The organism is Paraburkholderia sp. BL23I1N1 (assembly GCF_003610295.1).
Classification (GTDB): domain Bacteria; phylum Pseudomonadota; class Gammaproteobacteria; order Burkholderiales; family Burkholderiaceae; genus Paraburkholderia.
Window position 1 is genome coordinate 5,694,199 of the sequence record NZ_RAPV01000001.1, and the last position, 14,856, is coordinate 5,709,054.

The window sequence follows — 14,856 nt, forward strand, 5'->3', positions numbered from 1 at the left end:
AAACGTGCTTTATTTTCCGTTTTCTCAAGCGACCCCTATCTGAAGTTCCTTTGCTCTCCCTGGCGATTTTTGGGGTTATGCGCGCACGAGGCCTGTCATTGGCCGCATTCCCGCGGTCTGGCCGAATAGCGCGGCGGCGGTACGCTGGGGATCGAGTCCGAGGCTTTCGCTCGCGGCGCCGGCGATCAAGGCATCCAGCGACTGCGTCGGCTTGAGATCGCGCGCTTCGTAAAGGTCGCCCGGTTTCAGGCCGGGCCAATCGGCAAGCACGCGCCCGCCCGCCACCGATCCGCCCAGCACCATCGCCACCGAACCCGTGCCGTGATCGGTGCCCCCCGTCCCATTGGCGGCAGCGGTTCTACCGAACTCGGTTGCCACGACAACCGTCGTCCTGGTCCACAACGGCCCCATGCCGTCGCGCAACGCCGCGAGCATGGTGTCGAGCGATTTCAACTGATTGGCGAGGCGCGCGTTCTGCGCCGTATGCGTGTCCCAGCCACCGGTTTCGATCATCGCAATACGTGGGCCGTCGTCGCGCGACAGAAAACCGGCCGCGAGCTTGCCGAGGCTCGCCGGGTCCTGGCGCGCACCGGCGTCGCCTGCGAGGCCGCGCGCGGTCATGGCCGATTCCCAGAGCGGGCGCAATTGCGCGTCCTGGTCGTACAGTTGCGAGACCCGCATGAGCAGATCGTCAGGCGCTTGCGGCAACCCCGAGGGCGCGTACGACGTCACCGCCGCCTTGCCGCGCAGCGCCATCGGCACGGTCGGCGCGAAGGCGATCGCGTTCTCGCGTGTGGCGGGCATCGAGGCAACGAGCCGGTTCAGCCAGCCGTCCTTCATCTGATACGGCGACGTGCCGCCGGTCTCCAGCACGTTCTGCCCATCAAAATGCGAGCGGTCGCGGTACGGCGACGCCACCGCGTGCACGAACAGCGCCTGATGATTCGCATACATCGCGGCGGTCTGCACCAGTGAGGGATGCAGCGCGAAGGTGCCGTCGAGCCGGGTCGCGTTGGAGGCGTCGATCGCCAGCGCGCCGCGCAGTGTCGCGTAGGCGGGCTCGGCATACGGCACGACGATGTTCAGGCCGTCGGCCGCGCCGCGCTGGATCACGAACACGAAACGGCGATCGGTTGCGACGCTTGCAAAAGCGATCTGCGGCGACACGAGAATCGCGCCCGCGCCTGCAGCGGCAACGCTTAGAAACTTGCGGCGTGAAAGCATGGCATTCATCTCCGTTGAAAATCCGGCGAGACCAGCAGCAGCGCGATCGCCGTCGATGCGCTGTCGGCTCGCGCCACAGCCGTGGCAGTCGGCGCGCTGAGCGAGCCGGCCAGCAAGGTCTGGCCGAGCGAGCGCGCATCGAGCCGGTCGCCGACGCGCGACGCGAAGCGCTGCGCCACTTCGACCCGGCGCACGAGCGCGTCGGGTGCCGCCCAGCTCGCGGCAATGTCGTCGTAACCAGCGGGCGAACCCGGACGCCATACCGGCTGGCCGAGTTGCGTCAGGATGGGTGCGGCCTGCAAATTGCCCAGGTCCTGCCAACCCAGCCCGCGCATCGAGGAAATGGTCCATTCCCACGGCGTCTTGAACTTCACGGCGGCCGGCGACCACGCCTGCGGCATGTCGATCAGCGTCCGGTACACGGTTGGCAGATCGCCGCCGCTACGTTCAAACGCGTTCGCCAGCCGCTCGCTCGCTTCAGGCGGCGGATTGTCCGCGATGAAGTGACGGGCGAGCTTGCCGCCGATGTGCTGTGCCGTCGCGGGCGCGCTCGCGAGATCGTGCAGGATCGCCAGCGCCTGCGCTTCTCCCGGTTGGTCATAGCGGCGGCCCATGATGGTTCTCGAGCCCGGCTCGTGCAGCGCGACGCGAAACACGAAGGTGCCTGGGGCTGCGTTCGGCTGCATGCCCGGCCGGCCCGGCCGGCCCGGATTGCCGGGATTGCCGGGATTGCCGGGATTGCCAGGATTCCCAGCGAGACTCCAGCCGGTCAGCGCGCGGGCGAATTCGGTGACGTCTTCCTGGCTATAGCCACTGCGCACGCCGAGCGTATGCAGCTCCATGATTTCGCGCGCCAGGTTCTCATTGAGACCGCGCTTCACGCCCGGATTGCGTTCTGCGGCGCGCATGGCCGCCACGCTGTCCGGTCCGACCGAGCGCGTTTGATCGAGAAACAACTGCATGGCCGGATGACGTTCGACCGCGACCAGCATGTCTTCGAAACGGCCGAGCACGTGCGGGCGAATCGCTTCCGCTTCGAAGGAGCCGGCCAGTGCCGCGACACCAGGCTTCTCCGTGGATACCGCGAAGTGGTTCGCCCAGAAATGAACCAGCCGCTCGACGAAAGGCGTCTGCGTGGTCAGCGCGCTTGCAACACGCGCGTTCACCGAGGAACGATACATTTCGACAATTTCGCCGCGCAGTGCTTTTCGTTCGGCTTGCTTAGTAGTTTGAGCGGTGGTGTCCGATGCACCTTGCGCAGTGTTTTGCCCGGTGTTTTGCGTGCTGGTTTGCGCATTCGCCTGATTGGCCGTGCCTTCGCTAACGCCCTGCTGATTCTGCTGACTTTGCCGGTTCAACTGGTTGATCTGCATACGCTGCTGCACCAGTTCGGTGGACAGCGCCACCGAATCAGGCTGACCCGCCCATGCGGCAGGCCGCGGCTGATACTGCTCGAACTGCGCGAGCAGCCACCCCTTGGGATCGGCAGGCGGTGTGTCGTCGACACGCGCGCCAAGACCGAAGCGGTTCAGCGCAATCGCCGCGGCATTGATGTTCGGTGAGGTAGCCATACCGTCCTCTTCGGCGTTGGATATTTCTTTAAACGGCCGCCACAATGAAATCCGTCGCGCCCGTCCAGAAATTTTTATTCGCCCGACGCTTCACTCGAAGCGTCACTTGCGGCCGGTTTCGGCGGCTTTTTCGCGTTGGCGGCCGGCTGCGGTTCACGCCACTGGCCGCGCAGCTTCAGGCTGTCGGCGAATTCCACGCGCTCCTCGGGCGAGAGCGTTGCCGCAAAATCCGCCACGCTGCCCTCCACTTGCGCGCGCAAACTGCTGTCGGCTGCACGCGTGCGGGCCAGCGCCGCGTCCAGTGCCGCGCGATCGAACTGCGGCGCGGCGAGCAGGCGCAACACTTCGTGCCGCCCTTCGCGGCCATCGCGGGCATATTGCCGGCCCTCGCGGCGCGCATTCTTCAAGCCGTCGACAAAGGCTTTCTGACGTTCGGCTGGCAGCGTTTCGGCGGCGAAGCGCAGCGCCGTGCGTTGCTGCGCCAGCACCGGGGTCATCGCGCCATGCGCCGCGAACCATTGATAAGCACCACCCACAATCGCACCCAGCAGAAACACGTTGAGCACCAGCGACGCCACCAGCACGATTTTCCATGACCGGCCGTTCATTCGCCACTCCAATCGGCGGATGAACCACCGAAGCTCGAAGTCAAATAAGAGAACTCATGCACTTGCGGAACCGTCCCCGTCAACACGAAGAACGACACCGCGAAAGCGCCCGCTGCGCCACCCAGCAGCCCGACGCCAGCCACCGCCGCGCCCGACCACCACCAGCGCCGGCGCGGCACGACGGGCTGCCGTACCGGTGCGCTGCCGATAACGCGCTGTTGCAACGCCGCGCCCGGCGGATCGACTTTATCGGCCGCCAGCCACGCGTCGATGCCGGCCGCGTCCGCCAGCACCGCGGCGGCCCCGGCACGATGGGCCGCGGCCCAGGCCTCTCCCGCTGCGCGTTCCTGTTGCGGCCAGCGGCGCGGATCGGCGCCGTAGGCTTCGACCATCTGATGGAATCTTTCGGGCGTCATGACTTGTCCTTGCTAAGGCCGCTGCCGGCCAGTTGGGCGCGCAGATTGCGGCGCGCACGTGCCAGCAGACTTTCCAACGCATCGACCGTGATGCCCATCAGGGCGGCAGCGTCGATGTTCGACATCTCCTGGTAGTAGTTGAGCACCAGTGCCTCGCGCTGCCGTGCCGGTAACGCGGCGAGCGCTTCGCGAACACGCTCGTCCTGGGCGCGTGCTTCGAGGGTGGCGTCGGGCAATGCGGCTGGGTCGATCTCGTCGGGCATATCGTCGTGCGGGACTTCGCGACGGCCGCGCAAGCGGTCATAGCAAAGATTGAGCGCGACGCGATGCACCCACGTATCGACCTTCGCCTCGCCCTCCCGCCAGCGCGAAGCTTGTTTCCAGATTCGCACGAAGACCTCCTGCGCCACGTCTTCGGCTTCCATGCGATCGCCCAGCATGCGCGTGGCGAGCGCGAGCAGACGCGGCAGCTTGCGCGCGACAAGCGAGCGGACGGCGGCCGGGTCCTGCCGGGCAACTCCTGCCAGCAGTTCCGCATCGGGATCGCGTTCGCTCAAGGCATGCGGCTCCACAGCGCGCGCGGCACGCGCAGCAAGGATCGATTAGTTGTGTGCGCACCGATTCGGACGGCGCGCACCGGACGGATTGCGGCATGCATGCCCGTCAATATACGACGACCGCCGGCCGATAGTAGGCCGGCCGCGCCGGGTAGACGACACAGCCGGCGAGCGTGGCCGCCAGCAGAATGATCACGAGCGTTTTCATTGGAACCTGTCCAGTTGGGTTGCAACACGCGCCGAAGCGCGCCCAGGCGCGCCACGGCGCGCAACGTTCAGGCCCAATGCCCTCCGACCCAGCGCCAGTTCGGGCCGCGCTGCACCCAATGCCCCGGCACCCAGCGATACCCGACGCGAACCGGCTGCCAGTGGCCGGGCACCCACACATAACGGCCGTGGTCCCAACGCCAGCGGCCCTGATCCCAGACGTAGCCCGCACGCGGCGCCGGCATCACTTCGACGCGCGGTGGCGGCGGCGCCATAGGCGCCACGATCACCGCTTGCGCGAAGGCGGGCGCGACCGTCAGCGCGGCGGCGCACGTGATTGTTGCAACGAGCACGGAGGTCAGTAGGCGGATCGATTTGGTTGATGTCATGCCGGGTTCTCCCATAAAAGCCAAAACCAGAAGTGGCTTCGTTTCTTCTTGAACGCAGCAGCCCTGAAAATCCGTCGCTTTGATTTGCATTGAAAGAAATGCACAGACGCCTGCGAGTCTTGACGGGCAGAACAGCGTTCAAATTACGTCCCGGCGAAAGCAGAACGACAGCAACTGTTATTGAAATGAATGCAAGCAGATAGGTAGCGTAATGTTCGCGCCCTCAAATCTTAATCAGCAGATGTTTCAATGCGCGGAGTTCCAAGCGGTAAGACACCTAAGCTGTATTCCTAACAATATCCCCAGCGAACCTCCACACGCGCATTACTGGAAACGTTGAACGGCGAAGTCGAATCTGGAACCTGTCACATGTTTCGTAGAACCCTCTTACCCATCCCGTTTGCCGCGATGCTTGCGCTCGCAGCATGCGGCCACAACAGCGTGAACTCGACGACGTCGACGCCGGCAGCAACGGTGTCGGCGCAGGATGCCGTCGCAACGGCCACGCCGATCAAACACGTCGTGGTGATCTTCGGCGAGAACGTTTCGTTCGACCACTACTTCGCGACCTACCCGCAAGCCAACAACCCGGTCGGCGAGCCGCAATTCACGGCAGCCGCAGGCACGCCGACGGTCAACAACCTCAGCAACAACAACCTGATCGTCGCGAACCCGAATGCGCTGTCGACCTCGCCGAACACGGCGGGCCGCACGGTCGGCGCCGTGACGATCGCGGGTCTCGGCCTGCCGGCTGCCGATCTGCTGCCGTTCCGTCTCGATCGTTCGCAAGCCAATACGTCGAGCCAGAACCACGCCTATGCCGCGGAAGAACTCGCCTATAACAACGGCGCGATGGACTCGTTCCCGTTGTTCACGGCAGCGGGTTCGACGATTGCCGGCAGCACCGGCGCGTTCGCCACGAAGGGCCAGGTGCTCGGTTACTTCGACGGCAATACGGTCACGGCAATGTGGAACTACGCGCAGAACTTCGCGATGAACCAGAACGCGTACACGGACACGTACGGTCCGTCGACGCCTGGCGCAATTGAAGTGGTGTCGGGCCAGAACAACGGCGTCGTGGTAACGGGTGGAACCTCGGCCAACGCGATTCCGGATTCGGCCGGCGGCTTCACGCTGGTCGGCGACCTGGACCCGACCGGCGACACCTGCACGGTCGCGGCAAAGAGCACGGTGACGGCCGCGATGTCGTCGAGCAACAAAAACATCGGCGACCTGCTCAACGCGAAGGGCCTGACGTGGGGCGGCTTCATGGGCGGCTTCAATCTGACGACCACCAATGCCAACGGCACGACCGGTTGCGCACGTTCGACGTTCTCGCAAGTCCTGAACGCGACCAAGACCGACTACGTGCAGCATCACGCGTGGTTCCAGTACTACCCGACCACGGCCAACCCCGCGCATACGCGGCCGTCGTCGACTGCGGTGATCGGCATGACCGATCCGCTCGACAACACGGCAACGCCGGTTCACCACCAGTACGACACCGACGACTTCTTCGCCGCGGTGAAGGCGGGCAACTATCCGTCGGTGAGCTTCCTGAAGGCCCCGGCGGTCAACGACGGTCACCCGGGCAATTCGGACCCAATCGACGAACAGGCTTTCGTCACGAAGGTGATCAACTTCCTGCAGCAACAGCCTGACTGGAAGAACACCGCTGTGATCATCGCTTACGACGATTCGGACGGTTGGTACGACCACCGCTACACGGCGCCGAAGAACTCGTCATTCGATTCGACCACGGCGCAATCCGCGGGCGGCGCGACGGTTGCGGGCACCGACAACCTGAGCGGCACGGGCCAGTGCACGGCAACGGGCGCGGTTCAGCCGCAGGGCGTGAGTGGCGGCGCGGTGAACGGCCGTTGCGGTCCGGGTACGCGTACGCCGTTTATCGTGGTGTCGCCGTGGGCGAAGGTCAACTTCGTCGACGATACGCCGATCACCCAGGCATCCGTGGTGAAGTTCATCGAGGACAACTGGCTCAGCGGTCAACGACTCGGCAACGGTTCGTTCGATGCAACGGCGGGCAGCATCATGTGCATGTTCGACTTCACGGGCTCGGGCAACAATCCGACGGTGTATCTGGATGAGAACCCGGGCACGAAGCTGTCGGCGCCGCCGGCCAGCTGAGCGGCACGCGTGCGCACTGCCCTTCTGGTACGCCGGCCATCGCGTCATGCACGACCGCTTCTCGTGCATGACGACACGAGGCCCGGCGCGGTGAAGAGCAGGAAACACATCAAGCTGTAGTTGGGCGTCGAGCCAGTGCAAACGTGCTGGCTCGATTTGCTTTTTGATCGCACCTGATCGAATTACTTGTCGCCACCGCCATGAATCATCCTTCTGACGCCACTCTGCCCTCGCATAAGCCTGCCGGCGGTGAGCCCGGTCCCGTCATGCCCCGTCGCTCGTGGCTCAAACTGCTTGCGTGGAGCGTCGCCGGCATCGTGCTCGCGCTCGTCGTGCTTTGCGCGTATGCGCTCGTCTACCCGGAACGGATGCCGCCCGCCGTCGGCTCGATCGTCGAAGAACTCACCGGCGCGAATCCCAATCCGGTTCATTTGACACGTCCGCAAGACGCGCCGCTGAGCGCGATAGCGCTGCTCGGCAAACAGATTTTCTTCGATCCGTCGCTATCGGCGTCGGGGACGCAGTCGTGTGCGTCGTGCCATTCGCCGCAGCATTCGTACGCACCGGATAACGCGTTCCCGATTCAACTCGGCGGCGCGCACATGAATCAGCCCGGCTACCGTCCGCCGCCGTCGCTGACGTATCTGTACCGCCAGGCGCCCTTCAGCATCGGCCCGGATCAGGGCGATACCGACGTGCCGGTGGATATGACGCAACTGGCGTCGCAGGCGGCCGGCGTGCAGCGCGCGCAGAAGACGGCGCTCGCCGCGCCCGCCGCTCCGGCAATGGTGCCGCAAGGCGGACTGTTCTGGGACGGCCGCGCCGATACGCTGCAGATCCAGGCGATCGGTCCGTTGATGAATCCGGTGGAGATGGCCAATGCGACGGAAAAAGACGTCGCGCGCAAGCTGCTGCAAACGAAGTATGTGAATCAGTTTAAACAGATCTTTGGGCCGGGCATTGTCAACAACCCGAGTCTGCTGATTTCGGAAGCCATGTTCGCCGTGGGACGCTATCAGACCGAGGACCAGTCGTTTCATGCCTTTACCAGCAAGTACGACTACTGGCTCGAAGGTAAAGCGCGGCTGACGCATGCTGAGTTGCATGGCTTGCAGTTGTTCAACGATAAGGACAAGGCCAACTGTGCGGGTTGCCATTTGAGCCAGCCGAGTAAGGATGGCTTGCCGCCGGTGTTTACCGATACGCAGTACGAGGCGCTTGGGGTGCCGCGTAATCCTGCCATTCCGGCCAATAAGGATCCGAAGTTCTTCGATATGGGCGTGTGTGGACCGTTCCGCGACGACATGAAGAAGGAGACGCAGTACTGCGGGATGTTCCTGACGCCGACCCTGCGCAATGTTGCCGAGCGCAAGGTGTTCTTCCACAACGGCGTGTATCACGACCTCAAACAGGTCATGGACTTCTATAACCTGCGTAATACGGCGCCGGAAAAGATCTATCCGCGGGACGCGTCGGGCAAGGTACAGAAGTACAACGATCTGCCGGCTCAGTATCATGCCAATGTCGACGTCGCCGATGCGCCATTCGATCGCAAATTCGGCGATCAGCCGGCCATGACGGATCAGGATATTCAGGACATCATTGCGTTCATGAAAACGCTGAGTGACGGGTATAAGGCCGCGGGGTCCTGATCTCTCGTGAGGGGCGGTTACGTAGTCTTTGAGAGGGGTCGTGCGAGCCGGTGAGGTATCCTTCCCGGTTCCGCGACCTCTTTTTGTACCCTGCCCGATGGCCGATTTCCCCTTCGTCTTCCCTTTCGACGCCGTACTCTTCGACTGCGACGGCGTGCTCGTCGACTCCGAACCCATTACCAACCGCGTGCTGACCGCGATGCTCGGCGAGTTGGGCTGGCACTTAAGCGTTGAAGAGACGATGCGCATTTTTGTCGGCAAGGCCGTCAAGGATGAAGCAGCGCTCATCGAAGCGCGCACCGGCTTTGCGATTACAACGGAATGGCTCATGCAGTTTCGCGCGCGCCGTAATGAGGCGCTCGATCGCGAGCTGGTGGCGATCGACGGCGCGGCGCCGTCAGTACGCGCGCTTTACGCCGCACTCGACGGACGTATTGCCGTTGCGTCAGGCGCCGATCGAATCAAGGTCGAATTACAACTCGTGAAGGCCGGCATTCTCGACTGCTTCGAAGGGCGCATTTTCAGCGGCCACGAAACACCGCGCAACAAGCCGTATCCCGACGTCTATCTCGCCGCGGCCGCGGGATTGGGCATGAAGCCGCAACGTTGCGCGGTGGTGGACGATACCGTCACGGGCGTGACTGCAGGTGTGGCCGCCGGCGCCACGGTGTTCGGTTATTGTCCGAAAGAACTGGGGCATAAGTGTTGCTGGTAAACGCGTTTGAATTTTGTTAACTTCGGCGAACCCATTGCGCCGGAGTCCAGATGAAGTGTGTTGTAGAGCTGAGCGAAGCCGAGGAAAAGACCTTGCAACAGATGTCGTTGAACCACCAGCATCGCGACATGCGCATCCGGGCCGCGGGCGTGATGATGCTCGGCCGCAAGATCAAACTGACTGAAGTGGCTGCGCAGCTCAGCGTGAGCGGGCAGTCGGTCTACAACTGGGCGCGCGCGTGGCGGGAATCCGGCATATGTGGGCTGCTGGTCGGTCATAAAGGCGGACGTCCCCGTTCGTTGTCTGAAGCCATGATCGCCACCGCCATCGAGGCGGCCAGCGCCGAATTGATGACGCTCAGACAGATTGCGCAGCGCGTTGAAGAAGCTCATGGTGTGCCGTTTCCCTGCCGCCTGGATACCTTGTCGACTGCGCTCAAACGAGCGGGGTTTTCCTACAAGCGTGGTCGCTATTCGCTCAAAAAAAGCGTAACCCCGAGGAGTTCGCCGTGAAGGCCTCCACCCTCGCGAAGCTACAGCAGGCCGCACTCGACGGTGCGTGCCAGCTGTTCTACTTCGATCAATCGGGGTTCAGTGCTTCGCCCCCGGTGCAGCGCGGCTGGTCGCCCATCGGCGAACCGCATCGTGTGTTCCCGCAACCGCACTGCAAACGCTCCGTCCTTGGTGCACTGGATTTCGGCGCCAACCTGCTGACGTATCACACCAGCAAGACCACGATCAAACGCCCCGATGTCGTGCAATTCCTTGAGCAGATCGCGCGGAAAAGCACGCCCGGTCTGACGACCGTAGTGGTGCTCGACAACGCCTCGATCCATCACAACATCGATCAGGAAACAATCGACCGATGGTTTCTCGAACATCGCATGGTGCTGTTCTATCTGCCGCCCTACAGCCTCCGAGTAGACGGGGACGTTACCGCCCCCATCCCTCACAGATCCGGACGAGCCCAATTAAGGCATCCGGTTCTTCATTGCACAGATTCGCTCACTTATTTATGGGTATAGCAGTGCACAATTCGAGCGGGTGGCAAGGGAAACCTCGTGAGTATCTCTTTGAATGCGGCCCATGGAATGGTGCTTTTGGACGATCTGCTCGATAGCCACTTGCGCCAACAGTGGGCGGCGAAATATCTTAGCCTCCCGATGCGCTTGGCGTTACCGCTGATGCCAAAGTAGGCGTAATGCCCCTTGAGCATCCTGCCGAGCTTCTGATGCTGATCCCTGATCGGCCAGTGCCGCATGGCGCGACACTGCTGGTTGATCTCCTTCAGGGCGCGAGCCAAGCGATCCTTGGCCGTCAGTTGCCCTGGCATCGGCCCTCCCTTCCTCGATTTCACCCAGACATGCGTGAACCCGAGGAAGTTAAAACTCGTCGCTAGCGCCTTATCGTCCTCTTCCTTCGCAGACTTCGGCCTGTAGCGGAAATCGACCATGGCGGTCTTGTCCGGGTGAAGCTCCAGCCCGTATTTCCCAAGCCGCTTACCCAGCACCTCCAGCACTCGCTGCGCGTCATCCTTATATGCAAATAGCATGACAAAGTCATCCGCGAAACGCACCAGCGTGCTCGGCCCTCTCAAGCGTGGCTGCACCTCATTGCTGAACCATTCGTCGAGCACATAGTGCAGGAATACATTGGATAACAATGGGGAAGCAACACCGCCTTGAGGCGCGCCCGTTTCGGAAAAGGACAACTGTCCACCTTCCATTACACCCGCCTTCAACCACTTATCGATCAGCCTTCTGACTATCCCGTCAGTGACCCGTCGGGCTAAAAACTCCCTCAGTTTTGCGTGCGAGATGCTGTCGAAGAATTTCCGAACATCCACATCTAACACCCATCGCCCACCATTCTTGGTGATCCCGCTTCTGATCGCTTGCAGCGCGTCGTGCGCGCTGCGTCCACGGCGGTAGCCGAAGGAACTGTCGCTAAAGTCGATCTCATAGACCGGCTCCATCAGCAGAACGATGGCACGCTGTGCCACCTTGTCCTCAAAAGAAGGAATTCCAAGACCGCGTTGACCGCTGCCATCTGCCTTGTCGATGTAATGACGGCGAACCGGCGGCGCACGGTAGCTGCCCGATTTGAGCCGGTCGATCAGGCTGGTCAGATTCTGCTCCAGATTGGCAGCGTAATCTTCTCCGGTCTGACCGTCGACTCCCACCGCGCCATCCTTGCGCGTGCAGTCGTATGCATACCTGACCCATTCATAGTCGATGTGATGGGCCAAGGTGGTCAATGTCATCGCCGGGTTGTTTCTCGCCAGCTCGGCTATTCGTTCCTGTTTCGTTGACACGCTTTCAGGCTTCAATGTTCCTCCGTGTTTCTCATGAACGATTCTGTACAACGACGCCTCCCTTTCCTCGACCGGGTCCGCCCGAGCGGCGTTCCCCGGCGTCATCAGTACTATGAAGGCGCTAAGACTTCCTGTGCCGAATACGAGGTCGCTTATGGATTCGCTTGCTCGCTCCAATCCTTCCTCTCCTCGTTTTGCTCCTTGCGGCGGAGAGCCCCGCAAGGTGTGGCCCGGTTTATATCGCCCCGTGCCTCAGGGCCCTACAAGATCGGTCGAACACAGGACCTCCCAGGTTCCTGGGGAATCCATCCTCGCACCTTTGCCCTGCTCTCGGACCCCGGTCGGTCTGGCGAGCCTCACCATTACGGCTCGCACAGTGCTGTCCCCAGTGTTCGGAAAGTGAAGACACCAACAGTTGATTATCTCGAGGCTCAATCACATGGCTTCGGTACCTGCTGCCTACGCTTCAAGTAGTGCGTCACCGCACTCGCATGCAAGGCTCGCTTCCGGCTGGTGGCTAGCCTTTACCGGGAGGGAGTCGAACCCTCTGGATTCCAATGACTGGTTTCCGCAATACACACTTCCTCCAATCCCAGGCTTCGCCTGGCGCTACCGAACTGAATCTCATCGAAATCCTCTGGAAGCACGCCAAGTATCACTGGCGCGGCTTCGTCACCTGGACCAAGGAAACCATCGATGCCGAGGTCAAAAAACTGCTCGACGGATTCGGCTCAGATTTTCAAATCAGATTTTCGTGAACACTTAGCAGTGCCACGGCGTTGCATGGCGCGGGCGCGGTGCATGTCTTTCGGGACATGAGCGAATTGCCCACCCTGCTCGCCGGATGGCACGGCGCGCAGCGTTGAGGACACGTTCCGTTGCTCGAATGCAGGGTCGATCGGTAGGCGATACCCCGCCGCGCGGCGGTTAGTCTCATGCGCACTGTTGGCAGCGCACCGACATCGTAGCGTCGCGAGTCGGTCTCTCCCAATCACCTTGCGCTCGCAAAATCGGTGGACGTTGACGGTATGCCGCTTTGCGGTGGATGGCACGGTGTGTGCAATTGGAACACATGAGCGCGGCGAGGTCCGGGCTCGTTGCCAATCCAACCATACGGAGATCCACCATGAAAGCGCTCGTTCTCAAAGATTTGCCCCGCGTCGATGAACTCGACCAGTCAGCGTCCCAATCCGTTCGCGGCGGCGTCGCCTGCCTCACGCGGGAACCACCTTCTTGCCCCGGCGAGATGATGCCGCCTATCGTCATCCGGCGCGGTTGGGATCAATGTCCGCCGATTCACTGGGGTTGCGGGCCGGTCCATTTGCCGTACGGCAAGCCGCCTTCGCACTGCGAACCGGTGGTGGTGCCGCTTTGATCCAGGCGAGAAGCCGCATGAAAATAGACGGGTCAGCATGGCTGGCTCGTCTATTTTCATTGCTTTTTCACGCAGAGATCGATGTTCATTTCTCTTGATGCGCCTTCAGTCACGCGAGCACGTCGGCCAAAAGTCGATCGGATGGACACACGGGATATCGCTACTTTGCCGTACCCAGCGGGCGCAGTACCTGCCCACTCGCGCTGTCTTCGACATGCCAGCCCTCGGCTCTTAACCGGTCTCGCAAACGGTCAGCCTCGTTCCAGTCTTTAGCCGCGCGGGCCTTTTCACGCTCATCGGCGAGATGCGCGATATCGGCGGGAATGGAAGACTCCTGTTCTTTCCAGTCGACAAGCCGCAATCCGAGCACGGCATCGAAGCAATCGACCGTTGCCCGTCGCGTCGCTGCCGGCAGATCGCTTCTCACCACCTCCCACAGCACAGCGAGCGCGCGCGGCAAGTTCAGATCCTGATCGACCTCGTCCTTGAAGCGGGTGACAAAACTCATATCGGGCATACCCCCTTCCGGCCATTGCGCATACGTTCGACGCAAACGGTCCAATGCGGATTGCGCGGCATCGAGCGCTTCCGCATTGAAACGTAAAGTGCTCCGGTAATGCGCGCTCAGGCATAGGTAACGATACGCAAGCGGATCGACGCCGCGCTCGATTAACGTCTGCAAACGCACGAAGTCACCGCCCGACTTCGACATCTTGCCGGCGTCCAGCGTGAGGAAATGGCCGTGCATCCAGAAGTTCGCGAGGCGGGTTCCATGGCGTGCCTGCGTCTGCACGATTTCATTGCTGTGATGCACGGCGATGTGATCTTCTCCGCCGCAATGAATGTCGAACCACGGGCCCAGGTATTTCGCCGACATCGCCGAGCATTCGATATGCCAACCGGGAAAGCCCCGGCCCCATGGGCTATCCCACTCCATTTGCCGCACGGTGTCAGGTGGGCTGAATTTCCACAGCGCGAAATCCGTTGCGCGCTGCTTCTCTCCTAATGCAACACGTTTTCCGGCCTGCAAACCCGCTACATCGAGACGCGCGAGAAAGCCGTAGTCGTCCTGTTTGCTTGTGTCGAAGTAGACGCCGTCGGCCGTGCGATAGGTGTAGCCTTTGCGTTCGAGTTCGGCAATGAAATCGATCTGTTCGGCAAGGTGATCGGTCGCGCGGCACCATACGGTTGGCTCCAGCAGATTCAGCGCATGCCAGTCGTCCATGAAAGCCGCCGTATATCGCTCGGCGATCGCCCATGCCGATTCGCCCGTGCGCCGGCTGCCCTTTTCCATTTTGTCTTCGCCTTCGTCCGCATCGGAGACGAGATGGCCGACGTCGGTGATATTGACGACGTGCCGCACGGTATAGCCGTTCAACGCCAGCACGCGCCGCAGCACGTCTTCGAACACGTAGGTTCGAAGGTTGCCGATATGCGCGTGGTCGTACACGGTGGGGCCGCAGCAATACAGGCCCACGTGGTCCGCCTGAATCGGCGTGAAAGCGCGTAAGGTGCGCGACCAGGTGTCGTACAGGACGAGTGGCATGTGAATTCCTGTGGTGCTAAGCGTGTAAGAATCAAAAAAGCCACCGGTCTGGCGACGGGTGGCTTCAGGGAAACGGACAGTACAGCTCGACTCGCTAGACGCAAGCTCCCCTTGGCACGCTGCAACAGCATGCGC

At 62.0% G+C, this 14,856-nt stretch carries 15 protein-coding genes and 1 pseudogene; 8 read left to right on the plus strand and 8 right to left on the minus strand.

Annotated elements, in window-relative coordinates; all coding sequences use genetic code 11:
* Window positions 1-75: 75 nt before the first annotated feature.
* The 6 genes from B0G76_RS26655 to B0G76_RS26680 form a co-directional block, all read right to left on the minus strand.
* Window positions 76-1,224 (minus strand): DUF1501 domain-containing protein, encoded by a 1,149-nt coding sequence (locus B0G76_RS26655; RefSeq protein WP_120296832.1) that lies wholly within the window; start codon window positions 1,222-1,224, stop codon window positions 76-78.
* A gap of 5 nt (window positions 1,225-1,229) precedes the next feature.
* A complete protein-coding gene (locus B0G76_RS26660) occupies window positions 1,230-2,795 on the minus strand; it encodes a DUF1800 family protein (RefSeq protein ID WP_120295148.1) in 1,566 nt (521 codons plus the stop codon).
* A 74-nt stretch (window positions 2,796-2,869) separates the two neighbouring features.
* The gene (locus tag B0G76_RS26665) at window positions 2,870-3,403 is read right to left on the minus strand and encodes a periplasmic heavy metal sensor (protein ID WP_120295149.1); all 534 of its coding nucleotides are present in this window, start codon (window positions 3,401-3,403) and stop codon (window positions 2,870-2,872) included.
* The gene (locus tag B0G76_RS26670; RefSeq protein ID WP_120295150.1) at window positions 3,400-3,819 is read right to left on the minus strand and encodes a hypothetical protein; all 420 of its coding nucleotides are present in this window, start codon (window positions 3,817-3,819) and stop codon (window positions 3,400-3,402) included. Before B0G76_RS26670 ends, B0G76_RS26665 begins: the two co-directional genes overlap by 4 nt.
* The gene (locus B0G76_RS26675) at window positions 3,816-4,391 is read right to left on the minus strand and encodes an RNA polymerase sigma factor (protein WP_120295151.1); all 576 of its coding nucleotides are present in this window, start codon (window positions 4,389-4,391) and stop codon (window positions 3,816-3,818) included. Before B0G76_RS26675 ends, B0G76_RS26670 begins: the two co-directional genes overlap by 4 nt.
* Window positions 4,392-4,651: 260 nt before the next feature.
* Window positions 4,652-4,972, minus strand: a complete 321-nt coding sequence (locus B0G76_RS26680) for a YXWGXW repeat-containing protein (protein WP_120296834.1) — start codon at window positions 4,970-4,972, stop codon at window positions 4,652-4,654.
* Between the two features lie 369 nt (window positions 4,973-5,341).
* On the opposite strand from B0G76_RS26680, the gene B0G76_RS26685 reads away from it, so the two are divergent.
* From B0G76_RS26685 to B0G76_RS43350, 5 genes are all read left to right on the plus strand, one after another.
* A complete protein-coding gene (locus B0G76_RS26685) occupies window positions 5,342-7,120 on the plus strand; it encodes a phospholipase C (protein ID WP_120295152.1) in 1,779 nt (592 codons plus the stop codon).
* A gap of 200 nt (window positions 7,121-7,320) precedes the next feature.
* Window positions 7,321-8,772, plus strand: coding sequence for a cytochrome-c peroxidase (locus B0G76_RS26690; protein WP_120295153.1), 1,452 nt, complete (start codon window positions 7,321-7,323; stop codon window positions 8,770-8,772).
* Between the two features lie 97 nt (window positions 8,773-8,869).
* On the plus strand, window positions 8,870-9,487 hold the full coding sequence (locus B0G76_RS26695) for an HAD family phosphatase (protein ID WP_120295154.1): 618 nt from the start codon (window positions 8,870-8,872) through the stop codon (window positions 9,485-9,487).
* Between the two features lie 50 nt (window positions 9,488-9,537).
* On the plus strand, window positions 9,538-9,999 hold the full coding sequence (locus tag B0G76_RS26700) for a helix-turn-helix domain-containing protein (RefSeq protein WP_259460486.1): 462 nt from the start codon (window positions 9,538-9,540) through the stop codon (window positions 9,997-9,999).
* The gene (locus B0G76_RS43350) at window positions 9,996-10,511 is read left to right on the plus strand and encodes a transposase (RefSeq protein ID WP_220700746.1); all 516 of its coding nucleotides are present in this window, start codon (window positions 9,996-9,998) and stop codon (window positions 10,509-10,511) included. The genes B0G76_RS26700 and B0G76_RS43350 overlap by 4 nt, the downstream gene beginning before the upstream one ends.
* Here the strand turns inward: B0G76_RS43350 and ltrA are convergent.
* The gene (ltrA, locus tag B0G76_RS26710) at window positions 10,496-11,815 is read right to left on the minus strand and encodes a group II intron reverse transcriptase/maturase (RefSeq protein WP_220700747.1); all 1,320 of its coding nucleotides are present in this window, start codon (window positions 11,813-11,815) and stop codon (window positions 10,496-10,498) included. The genes B0G76_RS43350 and ltrA overlap by 16 nt on opposite strands.
* A gap of 542 nt (window positions 11,816-12,357) precedes the next feature.
* Between ltrA and B0G76_RS26715 the strand changes: the two genes are divergently transcribed.
* The 3 genes and pseudogenes from B0G76_RS26715 (at window position 12,358) to B0G76_RS26725 (ending at window position 13,175) form a co-directional block, all read left to right on the plus strand.
* Window positions 12,358-12,558 carry a hypothetical protein gene (locus B0G76_RS26715; protein WP_120292536.1) on the plus strand — a complete coding sequence of 67 codons (201 nt, stop codon included), beginning with the start codon at window positions 12,358-12,360 and terminating at the stop codon, window positions 12,556-12,558.
* A 6-nt stretch (window positions 12,559-12,564) separates the two neighbouring features.
* Window positions 12,565-12,666: pseudogene (locus tag B0G76_RS44150) on the plus strand (HAD family hydrolase); the annotation flags it as partial.
* Between the two features lie 260 nt (window positions 12,667-12,926).
* A complete protein-coding gene (locus B0G76_RS26725; RefSeq protein ID WP_120295155.1) occupies window positions 12,927-13,175 on the plus strand; it encodes a hypothetical protein in 249 nt (82 codons plus the stop codon).
* A gap of 160 nt (window positions 13,176-13,335) precedes the next feature.
* Here B0G76_RS26725 and cysS read toward each other — a convergent pair whose 3' ends face one another.
* Window positions 13,336-14,721 carry a cysteine--tRNA ligase gene (gene cysS, locus B0G76_RS26730; protein ID WP_120295156.1) on the minus strand — a complete coding sequence of 462 codons (1,386 nt, stop codon included), beginning with the start codon at window positions 14,719-14,721 and terminating at the stop codon, window positions 13,336-13,338.
* Window positions 14,722-14,856: the final 135 nt, after the last annotated feature.

Excerpts from the sequence above, each read along its gene's own strand:
- B0G76_RS26660 (WP_120295148.1), bottom strand. The coding sequence starts at position 2,795 with ATGGCTACCTCACCGAACATCAATGCCGCGGCGATTGCGCTGAACCGC.
- B0G76_RS26725 (WP_120295155.1), top strand. The coding sequence starts at position 12,927 with ATGAAAGCGCTCGTTCTCAAAGATTTGCCCCGCGTCGATGAACTCGAC.
- cysS (WP_120295156.1), bottom strand. The coding sequence starts at position 14,721 with ATGCCACTCGTCCTGTACGACACCTGGTCGCGCACCTTACGCGCTTTC.
- B0G76_RS26670 (WP_120295150.1), bottom strand. The coding sequence starts at position 3,819 with ATGACGCCCGAAAGATTCCATCAGATGGTCGAAGCCTACGGCGCCGAT.
- B0G76_RS26715 (WP_120292536.1), top strand. The coding sequence starts at position 12,358 with ATGACTGGTTTCCGCAATACACACTTCCTCCAATCCCAGGCTTCGCCT.
- B0G76_RS26690 (WP_120295153.1), top strand. The coding sequence starts at position 7,321 with ATGAATCATCCTTCTGACGCCACTCTGCCCTCGCATAAGCCTGCCGGC.
- B0G76_RS26680 (WP_120296834.1), bottom strand. The coding sequence starts at position 4,972 with ATGACATCAACCAAATCGATCCGCCTACTGACCTCCGTGCTCGTTGCA.
- B0G76_RS26695 (WP_120295154.1), top strand. The coding sequence starts at position 8,870 with ATGGCCGATTTCCCCTTCGTCTTCCCTTTCGACGCCGTACTCTTCGAC.
- B0G76_RS26665 (WP_120295149.1), bottom strand. The coding sequence starts at position 3,403 with ATGAACGGCCGGTCATGGAAAATCGTGCTGGTGGCGTCGCTGGTGCTC.
- B0G76_RS26655 (WP_120296832.1), bottom strand. The coding sequence starts at position 1,224 with ATGCTTTCACGCCGCAAGTTTCTAAGCGTTGCCGCTGCAGGCGCGGGC.
- B0G76_RS26700 (WP_259460486.1), top strand. The coding sequence starts at position 9,538 with ATGAAGTGTGTTGTAGAGCTGAGCGAAGCCGAGGAAAAGACCTTGCAA.
- B0G76_RS26685 (WP_120295152.1), top strand. The coding sequence starts at position 5,342 with ATGTTTCGTAGAACCCTCTTACCCATCCCGTTTGCCGCGATGCTTGCG.